This is a genomic window from Mucilaginibacter sp. L3T2-6 (assembly GCF_030519355.1).
In the GTDB taxonomy this organism is placed as follows: Bacteria; Bacteroidota; Bacteroidia; order Sphingobacteriales; family Sphingobacteriaceae; genus Mucilaginibacter.
In genome coordinates this window covers 149,759-166,805 of the sequence record NZ_JAUMKC010000009.1, presented here as the reverse complement: position 1 = coordinate 166,805, position 17,047 = coordinate 149,759, and the positions used below count along the sequence as shown (strand labels likewise).

At 43.4% G+C, this 17,047-nt stretch carries 11 protein-coding genes; 4 read left to right on the top strand and 7 right to left on the bottom strand.

The genetic code is table 11. The features are described from left to right. Positions 1-38: 38 nt before the first annotated feature. A complete protein-coding gene (gene trpA, locus Q3W13_RS12295; RefSeq protein WP_302864304.1) occupies positions 39-809 on the top strand; it encodes a tryptophan synthase subunit alpha in 771 nt (256 codons plus the stop codon). Between the two features lie 67 nt (positions 810-876). On the opposite strand, the gene Q3W13_RS12290 is transcribed toward trpA, so the two are convergent. The 3 genes from Q3W13_RS12290 to Q3W13_RS12280 form a co-directional block, all read right to left on the bottom strand. After that, positions 877-1,497, bottom strand: coding sequence for an L-threonylcarbamoyladenylate synthase (locus Q3W13_RS12290; protein WP_302864258.1), 621 nt, complete (start codon positions 1,495-1,497; stop codon positions 877-879). A 132-nt stretch (positions 1,498-1,629) separates the two neighbouring features. Beyond that, a complete protein-coding gene (locus Q3W13_RS12285; protein ID WP_302864256.1) occupies positions 1,630-2,163 on the bottom strand; it encodes a YceI family protein in 534 nt (177 codons plus the stop codon). Between the two features lie 337 nt (positions 2,164-2,500). Continuing rightward, positions 2,501-3,589, bottom strand: a complete 1,089-nt coding sequence (locus Q3W13_RS12280) for an aromatic ring-hydroxylating dioxygenase subunit alpha (protein WP_302864254.1) — start codon at positions 3,587-3,589, stop codon at positions 2,501-2,503. A gap of 329 nt (positions 3,590-3,918) precedes the next feature. Between Q3W13_RS12280 and Q3W13_RS12275 the strand changes: the two genes are divergently transcribed. Then, positions 3,919-6,051, top strand: a complete 2,133-nt coding sequence (locus Q3W13_RS12275) for a tetratricopeptide repeat protein (RefSeq protein WP_302864252.1) — start codon at positions 3,919-3,921, stop codon at positions 6,049-6,051. Positions 6,052-6,118: 67 nt separating this feature from the next. On the opposite strand, the gene Q3W13_RS12270 is transcribed toward Q3W13_RS12275, so the two are convergent. Continuing rightward, on the bottom strand, positions 6,119-7,453 hold the full coding sequence (locus tag Q3W13_RS12270) for a hypothetical protein (protein WP_302864250.1): 1,335 nt from the start codon (positions 7,451-7,453) through the stop codon (positions 6,119-6,121). Between the two features lie 655 nt (positions 7,454-8,108). Between Q3W13_RS12270 and Q3W13_RS12265 the strand changes: the two genes are divergently transcribed. Further along, positions 8,109-9,200: a PDZ domain-containing protein gene (locus Q3W13_RS12265; RefSeq protein ID WP_302864249.1), complete on the top strand. Its 1,092-nt coding sequence runs from the start codon at positions 8,109-8,111 to the stop codon at positions 9,198-9,200. A 101-nt stretch (positions 9,201-9,301) separates the two neighbouring features. Here Q3W13_RS12265 and Q3W13_RS12260 read toward each other — a convergent pair whose 3' ends face one another. Together Q3W13_RS12260 and Q3W13_RS12255 are read right to left on the bottom strand one after the other, a co-directional pair. Next, the gene (locus Q3W13_RS12260) at positions 9,302-9,898 is read right to left on the bottom strand and encodes a DUF2807 domain-containing protein (RefSeq protein ID WP_302864248.1); all 597 of its coding nucleotides are present in this window, start codon (positions 9,896-9,898) and stop codon (positions 9,302-9,304) included. A 535-nt stretch (positions 9,899-10,433) separates the two neighbouring features. Beyond that, entirely contained in the window at positions 10,434-12,341 is a 1,908-nt protein-coding gene (locus Q3W13_RS12255; protein WP_302864245.1) for an ATP-dependent DNA helicase RecQ, read from the bottom strand. A gap of 146 nt (positions 12,342-12,487) precedes the next feature. On the opposite strand from Q3W13_RS12255, the gene Q3W13_RS12250 reads away from it, so the two are divergent. Further along, a complete protein-coding gene (locus Q3W13_RS12250; RefSeq protein ID WP_302864243.1) occupies positions 12,488-15,724 on the top strand; it encodes an amidohydrolase family protein in 3,237 nt (1,078 codons plus the stop codon). A gap of 118 nt (positions 15,725-15,842) precedes the next feature. Here the strand turns inward: Q3W13_RS12250 and Q3W13_RS12245 are convergent, their stop codons facing one another. After that, positions 15,843-16,976 (bottom strand): alpha/beta hydrolase, encoded by a 1,134-nt coding sequence (locus tag Q3W13_RS12245; protein WP_302864242.1) that lies wholly within the window; start codon positions 16,974-16,976, stop codon positions 15,843-15,845. Positions 16,977-17,047 lie beyond the last annotated feature (71 nt).

The following is a 17,047-nucleotide window of genomic DNA, read 5'->3' as shown; positions in this document are numbered from 1 at the left end:
TTCACCATGGACTATGGTCTATGGACTATCGACTAAATATGAACCGCTTAAATCAACTTTTTTCCCGTAAAAAGAATAACCTTCTGTCCATCTATTATACAGCCGGCTACCCGGAGCTGAATACTACGCTTGATATTGCAGAGGCGCTGGAAAAAGCCGGTGCAGATTTTTTGGAGATAGGCTTCCCCTATTCCGACCCGGTAGCCGACGGACCAACAATTCAGCACAGTTCGGAAAAAGCGCTTGAAAACGGCATGACCCTTAGCCGTCTGTTTGAGCAATTGGCGGATCTGCGCAAAAGGGTATCAATTCCTATTTTATTAATGGGCTATGCCAACCCGATGATACAATATGGCGTAGAGCGTTTTTGCAAAAAAGCGGCCGATGTTGGTGTTGATGGCGTAATTGTGCCTGATCTGCCGATGTATGAGTATGAAACCCTTTACGCTGATTACTTTAAAGCCAATAACCTGAGCAATATATTCCTGGTAACCCCGCAAACATCCGAAGAGCGGATCCGTAAAATTGATGAACTGACCAACAGCTTCATTTATCTGTTATCCTCATCATCCATCACCGGCGGTAATTTAAATGTGTCCGTAAATATTGAAGACTACTACAAACGTGTAAAAGCGATGGAATTGAAGAATCCGGCGATAATCGGGTTTGGTATAACTGACAGCAAATCGTTTAGCAAAGCTTGCGAGTATGCTGCCGGGGCTATTGTGGGCAGTGCTTTTGTAAAGCTTTTGGGAACGGAAGAGTACCTTGAAAAAATACCGGGTTTTGTTCAGTCGATAAGGCCTTAGCAGAGACTACTGAAATTTTTTAAATTAAAGGCAAAGTCTTGTATTCAACGTATCGCATTGCCAGGATTTACAAATACAATTCCAACTCTCCTTTGCCTTCGCGTATAATTTCGAAGTCGCCTTCGGTGCAATCGACAACGGTTGAGGGAATATTTTCGCCATAGCCCCCATCAATCACCAGGTCGACCATATCTTCATATTTTTCGTGAATCAATTCCGGGTCGGTTGAATATTCGATGATCTCGTCATCGTCTTTTATCGACGTGGAAACGATAGGGTTACCCAGTTGTTTTACTATCTCGCGGGCAATATTGTTATCGGGTACCCTTATACCAACAGTTTTTTTGTTGGAGCTGAGGAGCTTCGGCACGTTATGATTGGCATTAAATATAAACGTAAAGGGTCCCGGCAGGGCTTTTTTCAGCACCCTGAAAGTATGGTTATCGATAGGCTTTATATAATCCGATATATGGCTTAAATCATAGCAAATAAATGAAAAATTGGCTTTCTCAGGCTTGATGTTCCTGATTTTACAAATAGCCTCTATAGCCCGGTGATTGGTAATATCGCAGCCAAGGCCATAAACGGTGTCTGTAGGATAAATGATAAGTCCGCCTTTGCGCAACACCTCAACAACCTGTTCTATAGCTTTTGGGTTCGGGTTTTCGGGGTAGATTTTGATTAGCATGATGGTATAACAAAGATACTTGCAAAAAGGTTGTAAAGCAAAAAGCCATCTGTATTAACAAATGGCTTTTATGGTATCATTAAGGCTCACTAACTTCAATCCACTCAGTCAGCCCAAATCCAACCGACGAACTTATTTCTGCTTTGCAAACTGGATGTTGATCAGCAATTTAATGTCTTCGCCTACTACAATGGCGCCTGCTTCGGTAACACCATCCCAGGTTAAACCAAATTCTTTACGATTGATTTTACCGGTAACTTCAAAACCTGCCTTAGTGTTGCCGTAAAAGTCATCAGCAGTACCGCCAAATTCTGCAGCCAGGGTAACCGGTTTGGTAACGTCTTTTATGGTCAGGTCGCCTTTTAACTCATACTCGTCATCACCTGTGCTGGTGAACGAAGTTGATTTAAAAGTGATCTGCGGATATTTTTCAGCGTCAAAAAACTCAGCTGATTTTAAATGCGCGTCGCGCTGCGACTGGTTAGTATCAATACTATCGATATTCAGCGCGAATGTGATATCGGCGTTTTCAAAATTGTCGCCTTCGGTTTCCATAGTGCCTTCAAAGCTCTTGAAGAAACCAGTAACTGTAGATATAACAAGGTGTTTAACTTTAAACTGAACCTCTGAGTGTGTTGGGTCTATTGCCCATTTTGTAGTTGCCATGATCTTAATTTTTTTGATTGTTTTAAATTCATAACAAAGATAAATAATATATGTTTAAACATCTATTTTTCATTATCAATATTACACTTGCCTTACAATCCACTTAAACAATGCCAAAAACAGCCTTTTTGTTCACAAAAAGATAATTTAATAATTGTATGATATTGACGATAAGACGCAGACTTCATTGGAACGAAAAATATCAAATATTCAATTAATTGATTATCAGTATTTTACAATACCAAAACTATAAGTAACTGATAATGAGTATATTTTATAGCGTTCCGGGTGTTCCGCAAAAAAATGGAACGCTAAGTGAAGGTGGTGTCAAGTTTTTTCAGGTAGTTATAAATTGGGTAAGTATACGGTGAAAGTGATGCGTTCCCTGCTCCCGGATAACTGAATACCGGCCGTGATTATAAAAACGGGAGCGCACGCCGCGCTGTACATTTTCAACAATTTCTTCATCCTCCTGCTCTACCTTATCCAGTCCTGCTCCTGCTCCCCGGTTCAATTTTGAGTCGTTCCAAACATAGGAGAAAAATTTCACCCTGCACTCACCAACGGAGACCGGTTCAACTACGTTAACCGAAAGTCCCCAGGGATAAAAGTTAAACATCATATTGGGGAACACCCAGAAATAATAAGCTGCTACATTTTTACCATAGTCTGGCGATGAAGCAGGCAAATCGAAACACTCTTCATTGGTTTTAGCCATGCCAAGCTGCAGGCTGGAATACGGAAAAAATAGCTCAGTGGCATATTCGCCAAAATCAATTACGGCATTCAGCCCTGCGTGCACAAATGGGATATGAAAACCCTCGAGATAATTTTCGCAATAAAGCGCCCAATTGGCCTTTACATTGAACACGCGCGACAAGGACGGATCAAATTTAAAATCTTCCAGCGGCAGCCAGCTTACGCGTTCTGTCATATCGCGGAAAAATAAGTCCGGATGATATTTTTCATTAAGCGAAGTAAAAATCCATTTTCCCCATTTAAAGGATGCGAGCTTTGGTAAGTTATCGTCCCCGGACGGGAAGTTTTCAACCTCCTTAAATTCCGGCATTGACTGAAACTTTCCATCAAGCCCGAACATGCGGCCATGGTAGCGGCAACGCAGGTTGCTCAGCCTGCAGGCTTTATCTGCAACCAAATTACCACGATGCGTGCAAACGTTTGAAAGTATATTGATCTGGCCGGTTTTATCGTGTGTCAGAAGAAGCGGTTCGTCCAGGTAGCTTTCCAGTAAAGTAAAAGGATAAACCTCACCAGGTTCCTCAACCAGCCCGGCACTGCCGATAAATTGCCAGGATGGGGAAAATATCAGCTCTTTACATTGCTCAAATATCTCCGGATCAGTATAAAAAGCAGAATGAAGTGTCTTCGCTTTGGATATATCGGCATCAACAAAATACTGTGGCATAAAAGGTTCGTTTAGTAGAAAGAATTATAAAATACAGGCAATCTACCCAATTCAATTAAATATTACAGGGATTATAAATCCCCAAAATGAGAAAGTAATCCCCTGCCTGTAAAAATATAACCATTTGCAGCGTATTTGCGTATTACATGCCCGAATGGCAAAAGGGGCAAAAATTACACAACAGGTGTAATTATTGCTTATAAGTTCAATTTCGGCTGATTTTTGCTGCTGCGGGGCATAAAAATAGCTTACAAAAAAACGTTTTATCATTCCGTTAAAGTTGTAGATAATGTTTGGCGTGTTTATTGCCAATTTTATGTAGCATAATTATGAAAAAACTTTTAGTTATAATTTCATTACTACCTTACCTGGCCCTGGCCCAAACCTCCGACGAGCACCTTCGGAAGGCAAACGAGCTGTCGGCGCAAAAAAATTATACCGCGGCTATACCAGAATTTACCAAAGCCATTGAGCTTAACAGCAATAATGTTAAAGCCTACCTGTACCGTGGCAACGCCTACAGCAACAGCAAACAATACGATGAAGCTGTGGAAGACTACTCAAAAGTGGTTACTATCGATCCGGGGAATGCCGAGGCTTTTTACTACCGTGCTAACGCCGAAGCAAACGCAAAAGCTTACAAGGCGGCCATCAATGATTTTACCAAAGCGATTGAATTGGGTTTACATACTGCCGATATTTACCACTACCGGGCAAATGCTAAAGTAAATTCCAGCGACTATACCGGGGCTATCGCTGACTTTACAACAGCAATTTCCATTACGCCAAGCAATCCGGAGCTTTACGAATACAGGGGCGTTACCAAAGCAAATATCAACGACAATAAAGGGGCTATAACCGACTACGATGAGGCGATCAGGCTTAATCCAAACAACGCCGACGTTTATTATTACCGGGCAAATTCTAAAGGTACCATTGGCGATTATAGCGGTGCGCTTGCAGACTATACTACCACGCTGAGGATGAACCCCAATAATGCAGAAGCAGTTTTTTACCGGGGCAACACTAAAACCAACTTAACAGATTATAAAGGCGCTATTGAGGATTATAAAAAAGCGATGTCTATGAATCCACGACTGCCTAATCTGTACTATTACCTGGCGAAGGCCATCAGCAACAGCTCGGACAATAAAACCGCTATCGAGTATTTTGATAAGGCAATTGCACAAGACCCTAAGAATGCGGAGCTCTATTTATATCGTGGCATTTCGGAAAGCAAAAGCGACAGCAAGGACGCTGCGATGGCCGATTACAACAAAGCCATCGCCCTGGACGCACATTTAGCCGGCGCTTTTCAAAATCGTGCCGAACTAAAAATTGATCAGAAAGATTATGACGGCGCCCTTGAAGATGCAAACAATGCAGTAAATTATAACAAGTACACCGATGGCTATGTATATATAACCCGTGCAAAGGCAAAAAGAGGCTTGCAAGACACCACGGGGGCCCTGGAGGATTATAACGCGGCAATCAAAATGAACCCAAAGAACTTTGAGGGATATTTTGGCCGCGGCGAGATGAAGATATTATTGGCCGACTACAGCGGCGCCATTGATGATTTTAACACTGCTATTGAAATGCAGCCCGCCAACCCGGATGCTTATTTAAACCGGGGAATTGCTAAAAGCCGCATGGGCGACAGGGCCGGCGCTATTGCCGATTTTAAAAAGCAAGTTGAGCTTGACCCCAAAAACCAGGATGCATATTTACGTCTCGGTAAAATATTGATCGACAACAGGCAATATTCCGAAGCATTAGCGTTGTTCAATAGAGTTGTTACGCCGTACACAAAAAATGGTAAGATTTTGGTTTTGCGCGGCAGTGCAATGGCCGGAGTTGGCGATACACGCGGGGCTATGATCGATTTTGACAGGGCTATAGCTGTTGATTCGAACGCTATGTCTCAAGCCTATAGTGGCCGTGCAAACGTTAAAATTGAAATGAAGCAATATGACAGTGCGGCGGTTGACATCAGCCGGGCGATTGAAAAAGATCAAAATAACGATGAAGCCTATTTTTACCGGGCAAATCTTAAAATGCTTCAGAAGAATTACGAAGGCGCTGTTTATGATTATATCAGTGTACTGTTGATCAATCCTGATAATATTAAAACTTATGCCTACCGTGGTCTTGCCGAGGCTTATATGAAGGATACCGCAGCTATGAATGGTGATTTTAAGCAGGCTATGAAGCTTAGCCCTAAAGACGCCAGCAATTTTGTTCTGCGTGCAAAGGCCCGAATGTTTCTGCGCGACTATGATGCCGGGTTAAAAGATTTCGCCGCCGCGATTGAACTGGACCCGCGTAACCCTTATGTCTGGTTAAGCCGCGGCGTAGCCAAGCTAAAGGAGAACGATCACAGCGGTTGCCAGGATTTAACTAAAGCCGCTGAATTAGGCTCCAGGGAAGCTCCGGATGAACTGAAAAAATACTGCAAATAAGAAGAGTCAATAATAAAGAGCCGGGATAAAACGAGGATAGATCATACAACTCTTTTTGTCCTGACGCTTAGTTCTGCCTCAGCGTTCCTCCCGACGCATCATTAAAATCATCTTCGTAATGCACTTTGCCGTTAGCTAATTTTACGTAATCAACCGAGCCGGTACCCTGGAAAGTATAGTCGATACCAATTATCTTTGATTTGATGATATCTTCATTAACGGCAAATACCATTTTATCATTCAGAAATACTTGGGCTTTGCGATTTTTGGTTTCAACCCTCACCTTCACCCATGAACTGAAATCAACCCCAAAAACAGACAGATCAACATGCCTGCCCGATGCATAGTAATTGGTAAAAAGCAGGTCGAGATTTGAAATGCAGCCTTTTGCGCAAAGCGGTATGCCGATGGCGGTGCCTTCGCACAAAATATAAATTTTGCTTAACTGGCAAACCGAAGCCCCTTCCCGGTAGTCATTTCTTACAGCCGTTTCAAAAATGAAATTATCGCTGTATATCTCGCCGAAGTCCCGCACATTTGCGTACAAAACATCCGAAGCGTTTGGCTGGAGCTTTACATTTTTTGCCTTTAACTGATCTGTTGACAGTGATATTTTGCCGTCAGCTATAGCCTCATCCTTTTTAAAATATACGGGTACCGGGGCTTGTGTAACCGCAGGCAGCCATCCGTCCGACTTTATCAGCAAGCGGTGCATGCTTACTATCCTGTTGCCTACTATAAGTTTGGCCTTGTAATAATCCGGGTAATAATAAATTGAAGTGTGCTGATGCTCGTTCTTCGAGACCTTCACCTGCAAATGCCGGTCCCACGATTGCTGGATGATGACAGAATCGTAAGGAGATTTAGTTGCATCGTAATTAAACACTACTGAATTTGGTAAGCCGACGGAAACCACTTTTTTGCTGCTGAATTTGTAATCATCGTCAGAAATAGCGGGCGGGTGTTTCTTTCTTGTAAACAATATCGATATGGCTATCGCCGATGCACATGCCAATAAAATTCCTGCTTTCAGATATGGATTTCGCTTTTTTATAAATTCCGGCTGCGCAACCTCTCCGGTTATCGGAACATCTGCAGATGCCCCTTGAGTTGCAGGCACAAATCCGCCATTCCCATTTTGGGATTTAAACGCCCGCCAGCTTTCGTATCCGAGAAATTGTACCAGCGTATCGAGCGTGTGTGTATTAGGCAAGCTATCGTATTTAACCTTTCCCCAAACCCGTTTAAGCGTGACGTGACTTAGTGCGACACCGGTTTTCTCCTGTATTTTTTCACTCAACACTACAAAATCCTGGTTCGTCCAATCGCTGCTGTCACCCCATCCGGTAGCTATCTCAAATAGTTTTTTTGTTTTTTCTATGTAATACTCGTCGTTATGCATTTTGATTGTGGTTAACATCACTTCCCGAACGTCCGTTATATTGGGGAATTTAAAAAGGCATCAAAAGCAAGCAAAAATATAAGATAAAGATAAGAGCGGCGATTTGTACAAACTTGTACCAACTTGTATAACGCATGAATAGCATCAGCGATTCAGGGTGCCTAACTTTATAATATCAATTATAAATGTACAATTCTTTAACTAAGGAGTGCCACCGATTATTAACCTGATTGTTTTTTTTACCGATGAATTTTCTTTATACGATTAAAGGCCCGTTGAGGGATGGCAGCGGCTAGCATTTAAATCGCCTTCCGTAAAATGGCAAGATCAGCACATGTTTGGCTTGGAATAATACATTTTTTTTCGTAATATTGATAGACATTCCGCCCATTATAACACACCCGTTCGAGGGTAACCAACTTACGAAAACACTTGAATAGCAGGGTTCGGCAGCTGCGCTTAAGCGTTTGCGCAGCAACCGTCCCCGAAAAGGTTATATATACTTAATTTTTGTGTTATGTTCTGTAAAAATACACACCGGTTTTTGTTGTGGCTGTTGTATTTAAATTGCTTTTTTTTCACAACGGCATACGCACAATTCGATTTACAGCCGCACCGTAACAAGGTATCCATACCATTTAGCCTGGTGCGCAATATGGTTGTTGTAAAATTAAAGATCAACCATAAAGGCCCGTTTAACTTTATAATGGATACAGGGGTGGGGTTGATGATAATTACCGACCCTAACCTGATCGATACACTCAAAATACCAATGTCCCACAGGCTGAAATTGCGGGGGTTTGGCGAAAACGATTCATACGAGGCCTTTGCGTCGCCGACACTGGACGTCGGCATCCCCGGGCTTACCAGCTATGGCATTAACGCAGCCGTTCTTACCAAAGATCAGTTTGGTCTTTCAAACTATGCCGGAATGCCGATACATGGCTTACTGGGGTATGAATTTTTTAACAACCTGGCGGTTAAAATAAACTTCAGCGACTCTACACTTACGGCCTACCGTCCGCAAGACACCAGGCGATTTGCCAAAGGCGAACGGATACCGATAACAATTGAAGACCACAAACCATACCTGGAAGCCAGCGTAGATATGCCGGGAGGCATAGTAAAGCAAAGTAAACTTGTGGTAGACCTGGGCGCTGGGCACCCGCTATCGCTCGAGAACATATCCGACAAGACGAACCTGGAAAAAAAATGTATCCACGCAAATCTGGGAGTTGGTTTCAGCGGCCCGATAAATGGCTTTATAAGCCGCATAAACGGAATTGAACTGGGTAAATATAAAATCAGGAATGTAATATCCTCCTTTCCGCAGGACGATTCGATTAAAAAATATATTAACGTAAAACGGGATGGCAATCTGGGTATCGGCCTGCTAAAAAAATTTACTGTGGTTTTTGATTATCACGGTGGCGCTATCTACCTAAAGCCCGGCCCAAATTTTAAAGAGCCGTTTGAACAAGACATGAGCGGTTTAGAATATTACGCCGACGGCGATGGTTTTAAGCGGATAATCATCAGCAGGGTTGAACCTGGCTCAGCCGGGGATAAAATTGGCCTTGAAAAAGATGACGAGATCGTGTCAATAAACTTTAAACCCATAGCCAACATGACGCTGGAAGAAGTAGATAACCTTTTTAAATCACAGGACGACCGCAGCCTGCTGCTGGAAGTTTATCACGACAAGCGCTATGACAATGTGATTATAACACTAAAAAGAAGAATATAATCCGCAAAAAGTGTTCTTTCCATGTTTGCGCTGATAAAAAAAGCCACTTGCACAAAACAAGTGGCTCCCGTGATATATGTTGAACTTTTGCAAAAGTCGGCTTACATACCAAAAGACTCGTTGCTGAGATCAGCAGCGAAGCTTATTCTGTTTTCGTTGCGGTGAATGGCAGCGAAGTTGTTGCTTTTTACATTCGACTCAATGTCCCTGTTAAGGTTCAATTGGTTTGCAGAGCCTGTTAAGTCGGCCTTAGCGTTATCTTTCACAGTTACACTTGCATTAAAAGCGTCGAGATTTAGTTTAGCAGAGGCATTGTCATGCAACTCAACGTTAAATTCTATTTTCGAGATGTTACCGAATGATTTTACCTCGGCGTTGTCATAAGCAGAAACTGAGCGAAGGTCATTCGCGCTAACCCAAACTACCAGTTTCTGATTTTTGTATGAAGCGATGCTTAACACACCATTTTTATTCTGTACAAGTGCGCTCTCTGAATAATAGTTGTCGTAAACCTTTACCTGGTCTGTAGCTGCGTCAGAGATAAACAGCTCAACATTACCGTGAACTTCAATCTTGTTTATAGCGCTGATGTCACTTAAAACAGTATAGGCGTCTTTAAGAGCTGAGGCATTAGCAGTAGCGGTAAAACCTAAAATAACAGCTAAAATTGTGATTATGGAAAAAATTTTGGTTTTCATTGTTTTATTATTTATTATTGTGATTCTCAATTGTTGTATTGTTTTTGATTTTAAATACATCGATAAGACGAGGCTTATTTTAAAACGTTACACAGGTTTATTGTTTAATAGACCAACGCCCTATTTTCGTCTGCAAAGGTCGCAATTTTATCTACCAACTTTTCTCATCTTAGTGTCAGTTTTACACTTTTAATTTTAAGCCACAAATTTTCAAAAACAACCCCTTTATAACACTTATTTACAGCAGCTTATTATAATTTACCAGCCCTGATCCCTTTCTTAAATCATTTCTGAAACAAGCATGCCTTAAGAAAAAAATGATTTTCCGCGGCGTAAAAAAGAGTTTGAGTCGAGATTTTTTTGTACTTGTGCGCGTCAGTTTTTGTGATAAGACTGATTATTTGACAAAGTGCAGACTTTTCTATCAACCAATTAACCGAAAACGACATTTAATTCTTGGGGTGCATCGCACTAATTAACGGTTTCTTATATGCTGTGCAGTACGTTTACAACTAAAAAGACCGAAAAAGGTCTTTTAATAGTGATCCTGACTGATAACCAGCTTTTCCCCTGAAAATTTAATTTTGCCTGCATCCAGCAATTGCCGTATGGCGGCAAGCCTTTCCTTTTCAGTGCCACTTCTTGCTGAAGAAACCAGGGAGGCAAGGTCGTAAACCGAGCTATGTAACAGCTGGATTATTTCGCTGGTAATGTCATCGAATATTTCTGCGGCATTTTTTTGCCGCTTCTCTTCGAGGCAGACATCACAAACACCGCATTTTTCGGCGTCTTGCTCATCAAAATAGGTTAACAGCATCTGGCTGCGGCACTTTTTATTCTCAGCATAGAAAAAAACAGCTTCGATTTTTTTAAGATAGGTTGCCTTACGTTCATCTATCAGCTTTTTATTAATATACAATACATTGGCGTGCTGGCGCGGTTTAAGCCAGGTTACCTGGGGCATATCAGTCTGCTGCCGGTAGCTCAATATTTTATACTCATCCAGTTGCTTCAGGCCCTCAATAACCTGCTGCACATTAAGGTTTGAGCGCCGCGACAAGTCGAATTCGCGAATGCTTACGTAGTTATCAAAAGCGCCCCCGTATGAGCGTAATATCGTTTTTATAAAAGCGTCCCATCCGGGGTTCTGAATCTGGAAGTTATACAATTCCTCGTTCGAAACTTCAAACCTGAACCGCGACGGCAGGAATACGCTCTCATTAAACGACAAATAATCACCCTGCTCCAAAAACTTTAATGCATTAATCGTTTTAATACTGTCTAATTTAAACCGGCTGCAAAAATCGCCTAAATCAAGGTCGAAGCTCAGCCCCTCACCTGCTTCATAAGCCAGGCTATAATAGTTGGCAAGATGGTGATATACCTGCTTTACTTCCGCAACTGCAGGAAAGCTTCCTTCAAATTTCTTTTGCTCTCTAAGCCGGTCGGCGCGGTTATACAATAACACCCCATAGGCCTTCTGCTCATCGCGGCCTGCACGGCCCGCCTCCTGGTAATACGCTTCTAAACTCTCGGGCATATCCTTATGTATAACAAACCGAACATCCGGCTTATCAATACCCATCCCAAAGGCATTGGTGGCTACGATGATTTGAGTTTGATTATTTTTCCAGCTCTCCTGCCTTTTCGAGCGCTGACCAGCCTCCAAACCCGCGTGATAAAAATCAGCACTTATACCATTATCCAGGTAAAACTTAGCGATATCAGCCGTCTCCCTGCGCGTACGTACATATACGATCCCGCTGCCTTTTACGCCCCGGGGTATATCAAGCAACTTACGAAACTTATCCTCGGTGTTTTGAACCACGTAACTGATATTCTTACGCTCAAAGGATTTTTGAAAGACCTGTGCATTTTTAAACAACAACTTTTGCTGAATATCCTGCCGTACTTCTGCTGTGGCAGTGGCTGTAAGTGCTAACACCGGTACATTGGGGTGTAGTTCCCGCAAATCGGCGATATGCAGATAAGGGGGCCTGAAATCATATCCCCACTGCGAAATACAATGAGCTTCATCAACTGCGATCAGATTAACATTCATATAGCTGATGCGTTCACGGGCCAATTCCGACAACAGCCGCTCAGGCGAAAGATAAAGGAACTTAACCTGCCCGTAAATGCAATTATCCAGCGCGATGTCTATCTCCCGCTTGCTCATGCCGGAAACAATAGAAACCGCCTCGATACCTTTCGCTTTCAGGTTTTCCACCTGGTCTTTCATCAAGGCAATAAGCGGCGACACCACGATACAGATCCCTTCCTTCGCCAATGCCGGTACCTGGAAGCAAACCGACTTACCGCCGCCAGTAGGTAACAGGGCCAGTGTATCATGCCCCAATAAAACAGACCTGATGATCTCCTCCTGCATTGGCCGGAAGGTATCATGATTCCAATACTGTTTTAATATTTCGTGAAGCGTCATTGTTTTATTTGGGGTTCCCGATTTTCGATTTTTAATTTAATGCAAAATTAAAAGCGGTAAAGATAATCCTGAATTTGTCATTAATCCCGGCAATATCAAAAATCCTGTTAAATCTTAATTAAATTCGCGGCGTAATTTCCCTGCATATGAAAGCAATCTTTACTTCGCTCTTTTTGGTGTCTCTTTCGTTTAGTTTATCCGCGCAAAAATGGAATGTCGAGAGCCCTCCGGGTGCGCCGCAAAAAAAAGTCACTATTAATACTGACGAAGGCACCTGGATGAATCTTGATGTTAGTCCGGATGGCAAAACAATTATTTTTGATTTGCTGGGCGATATTTATACCATTCCGGTGACTGGTGGCAAAGCTACGCTGCTGGCCGGCGGAAAGGCCTGGGAGGTGCAACCGCGTTTCAGCCCTGATGGTAAACTTATATCTTACACCAGCGACAAGGAAGGCGGTGATAATATTTGGGTAATGAACAGTGATGGCAGCGCAAAACACTCCATCACCAAAGAAAATTTCCGTTTGCTAAATAACGCCTCATGGTCGCCTGACGGGCAGTACCTGGTTGCCCGTAAGCACTTCACTGCAACACGCTCCTTGGGCGCGGGCGAGATGTGGCTGTATCACAAAACCGGCGGTGAAGGCATACAGCTTACGAAACGCAAGAACGATCAGCAGGACGCAGGTGAACCGATTATCTCGCCCGACGGAAAATATGTATACTGGAGTGAAGACATGACGCCCGGTCCTTCTTTTGAATATAATAAGGATCCTTATAAAGGCATTTATGCCATTCGCAGGTTAAACCGGCAAACCGGCGATATAGAAACTGTAACCGGCGGCGCTGGCGGGGCATGCCGTCCCCAGATCTCTCCTGACGGGAAGCTATTGGCTTTTGTGAAGCGCGTTAGACTGAAATCCGTGCTTTTCATCCACGACCTGCAAACCGGCGAGGAATGGCCGGTTTACGACGGCTTGTCGCATGACCAGCAGGAGACCTGGGCTATTTTTGGTGTCTATCCCAATTTTGCGTGGCTGCCCGATAGCAACGAGATTATATTCTATGCCAAAGGGAAGATATGGAACCTGGATATCACGACGCTAAACGCAACACAAATTCCTTTTGAGGTTACGTCAACACAATCAATTACAGAGGCGCTTCACTTTCAGCAAAAAGTTTTCCAGGATGAGTTTACTGTAAAAATGATACGCCAGCTAACCACCTCGCCCGATGGTAAAACGGTGGCTTTTAATGCGGCCGGCTATATTTATACCAAAGCATTGCCTGACGGTAAACCCACACGTATAACAGCAACGACTGATTTTGAGTACGAGCCTTCATTTAGCCCGGACGGTAAATCCCTTGTGTATATTGACTGGACGGATGAGCTAAAAGCCTCTGTTAACAAGATTGACCTGACTACCTGCCAGGTAACCCGTCTTACGGCCGAGAAAGGCTACTATTATTCGCCTAAATTTTCGAACAAGGGTGACAAGATAGTTTTCAGGAAGGGCGAGGGCAACGGTACTTCGGGATATGCGTTCGGTAAAAATCCCGGTATATATGTGATGCCGGCAGCTGGTGGTATTCCAAAGATGGTCATCGATAATGGTATCTATCCGCAGTATTCTGCCGACGATTCTAAAATTTACTATCAAAGCTACGAGGGCGAAAATAAGGCTTATAAAATGATGGATACAACCGGCGCTAATCAGCGCACCTTGTACACTTCCAAATATGCAACGCAATTCAACCCAAGCCCTGATGGTAAATGGATGGCGTTTACGGAATTATATAACTGCTACATTACGCCAATGATATACACCGGCAGCGCCCAAAACTTATCCGCCTCTAATAAAGCCATTCCGCTTAGTAAGGTTACCAGGGATGCGGGTACTTACCTGCATTGGAGTAAAGACAGCCAAAAACTAATGTGGACATTGGGGCCAAAATATTTTGTGAGGGATATCCGTAATGCGTTCCCGTTCGCTGAAGGCGGTACTGACAAGACTCCGGTAGCAGATACTATTGGCACTGATCTTGGCCTGAAATTAAAAACAGACGTGCCAACAGGCGTTATCGTTTTCAAAAATGCCCGCATCATTACCATGAAAGGCGACGAAGTAATTGACAACGGAACTATTATCGTCAGTAAAAATAAAATTACAGCGATAGGTAAAGCCGAAGCCATTGCAATACCCGACAGCGCCAAAGTATACGATCTTGCAGGTAAAACCATAATGCCCGGCATTGTCGATGTGCATGGTCATCTGGGCACAAGTCCCGACGGCATTTCGCCGCAGCAGGACTGGCGCTATTATGCCAACCTTGCTTTTGGCGTTACCACTGCGCACGATCCTTCCAGCAATACCGAAATGGTATTCAGCCAGAATGAAATGCTGAAGGCCGGGAACATGGTCGGGCCGAGGGTTTACTCCACCGGTACGATACTATACGGTGCAGATGGCGACTTTAAAGCTGTGATTAACAGCCTTGACGATGCACGTTCAAATATCAGGAGGCTAAAAGACGTAGGGGCGTTTTCTGTTAAAAGCTATAACCAGCCGCGCCGTGAGCAACGGCAGCAGATAATTGAAGCTGCCCGTGAGCTGCAAATGGAGGTTGTTCCTGAAGGAGGCTCAACTTTCTTTACCAATATGAACATGATATTGGACGGGCATACCGGAATCGAGCATAACATACCGGTTTGGCCTGTTTATAAAGACGTAAAGGCATTATGGAACGCAAGCAAAACGGCTTATACGCCAACATTAATTGTTAGCTACGGTACGCAGTTCGGCGAAAACTTTTGGTATGACCGTACTGAGGTATGGAAGAACGAGCACTTGCTGAACTTCACACCTCAAAGCATTGTAGATGCACGTTCCCGCCGGCGTAGCGAATCGGAATATGGCGATTACGGGCATATTGAAGTTTCTAAATATGTAAAGCAGATTGCCGATGGTGGTACTAAAGTAAACCTGGGCGCACATGGGCAGCTGCAGGGACTCGGTGCACACTGGGAATTATGGATGCTCACGCAGGGCGGTATGACACCGATACAGGCGATCCGTTGTGCTACCCTGAACGGGGCTGCTTATTTGGGCATGGATAAAGAAATCGGCTCGCTTGAAACCGGTAAGCTTGCCGACATGATCGTGTTAAATGCAAACCCGCTGGAAGATATCCATAATAGCACTAAAATAAAATATGTAATGGTTAATGGCCGCCTGTACGACGCAGATTCGATGAATGAAATAGGCAACCGCGAAAAACCAAGGCAACGTTTCTGGTGGCAGCTCAATCGCGGCTCAGTGTCTGATTTACCCGTTGGAAACACTGAGACATACCAGTTTACCGTGCAGGACGGGAATTGATATGCGAATGCCTGATGTGCGAATGTGCGGATGAAAATTAAATAGGATTGTATTGAGACGTTTACAAGCCGACCCGATTGCAAAACATCCGCACATCAAAAATTCGCACATCGCACACCTATTTAAAGAGCCACTCATAAAACGCCGGAAAATCGCCGTTCCACTGCTTTTCATTATGACTGGCGCCTTTAATTATTACAACTGGTGAATTTTCCTGATTGGGATTTTTCGAGCGGACAATATCTGCCATCTTTTTCATATCAGTTACCATACTGTCACTCTCTGCATCTCCGCATACGAAATAAAATCCTGATTTTGAGGGAATTTTATGTGTTTCAGCATATTTGTAAATTTCAGGGGCTATCCAAAACGCCGGTGAAAATATTCCGGCTTTACCAAACACCTTCGGATATTTTATTGCAGCATACATAGAGATCAGGCCCCCCATCGAACTGCCGGCCATGGTTGTATTTGCTGCGCCTCTTTTTGTGCGATAATGTGCATCGATGTATGGTTTAAGTGTCTTCACTAAGAATTCTGTGTAGTCATCCCCCCTGCCCTTTCCATATTTCGAATCATATGGATCATACTCGGTAATACGGTTATCACCGCCATGGTCAATGCCAACAACAATGGATTCATGTTGCACTGCAAGTTTATCCATTATTTCATCGACACCCCATTCGCCATAACCGGAAGTATAAGCATCAAAAAGATTTTGCCCGTCGTGCATATATATAACCGGGAATTTTTTTGCTGACGTTTGATAGTCTGCCGGAAGATAAATCCATATCCTCCTTTCGCGCCCAAGCTGGGGGATTTTAAATTTGTCACTTACAATATGTACTTGCGCACTGGCGGTGTGCGCTTTCGGTTTTTCAGGGAAATTGTCCTGCCAGCCGGATATATCGATAGTGATCGTCGTATCTCTTTCAATCTTTAGAGTACGATTTTCAATTGCCTTTCCGTCCGGACTGCACTCCACCGTTTGCCAGGTGCCGCGGGTTATCTTAAAGTGGTAAATGCCCTTGGGCAGGTCTTTCGAAAGTGTATATTTTCCCTCCATAACAGGCGTCAATTCCCACGCCTTATCACCGGGGTTCCAATTATTAAAATCACCCGCCAGGAAAAGGCTCCCCGGCGCCGCTTTGGACGCCGGTAAGCTGCCTGTTTTAAAGACCGTTTTTTGCTGGCCAAAAAGCAAAAAAGTTTGGCCAAAAAGTAAAAACGCGCAGAAAATTTTTTTTTTCATCCGGAATAAATGTTTTACATACATTTATTTTCCGGGAACGTTCCCGGAAAATGGTTGCATAAAAGTAAAAT

What these genes read in the sequence shown, in the direction of transcription:
- trpA (WP_302864304.1), top strand. Translation starts at nt 39, where the DNA reads ATGAACCGCTTAAATCAACTTTTTTCCCGTAAAAAGAATAACCTTCTG.
- Q3W13_RS12290 (WP_302864258.1), bottom strand. Translation starts at nt 1,497, where the DNA reads ATGCTAATCAAAATCTACCCCGAAAACCCGAACCCAAAAGCTATAGAA.
- Q3W13_RS12285 (WP_302864256.1), bottom strand. Translation starts at nt 2,163, where the DNA reads ATGGCAACTACAAAATGGGCAATAGACCCAACACACTCAGAGGTTCAG.
- Q3W13_RS12280 (WP_302864254.1), bottom strand. Translation starts at nt 3,589, where the DNA reads ATGCCACAGTATTTTGTTGATGCCGATATATCCAAAGCGAAGACACTT.
- Q3W13_RS12275 (WP_302864252.1), top strand. Translation starts at nt 3,919, where the DNA reads ATGAAAAAACTTTTAGTTATAATTTCATTACTACCTTACCTGGCCCTG.
- Q3W13_RS12270 (WP_302864250.1), bottom strand. Translation starts at nt 7,453, where the DNA reads ATGCATAACGACGAGTATTACATAGAAAAAACAAAAAAACTATTTGAG.
- Q3W13_RS12265 (WP_302864249.1), top strand. Translation starts at nt 8,109, where the DNA reads ATGGTTGTTGTAAAATTAAAGATCAACCATAAAGGCCCGTTTAACTTT.
- Q3W13_RS12260 (WP_302864248.1), bottom strand. Translation starts at nt 9,898, where the DNA reads ATGAAAACCAAAATTTTTTCCATAATCACAATTTTAGCTGTTATTTTA.
- Q3W13_RS12255 (WP_302864245.1), bottom strand. Translation starts at nt 12,341, where the DNA reads ATGACGCTTCACGAAATATTAAAACAGTATTGGAATCATGATACCTTC.
- Q3W13_RS12250 (WP_302864243.1), top strand. Translation starts at nt 12,488, where the DNA reads ATGAAAGCAATCTTTACTTCGCTCTTTTTGGTGTCTCTTTCGTTTAGT.
- Q3W13_RS12245 (WP_302864242.1), bottom strand. Translation starts at nt 16,976, where the DNA reads ATGAAAAAAAAAATTTTCTGCGCGTTTTTACTTTTTGGCCAAACTTTT.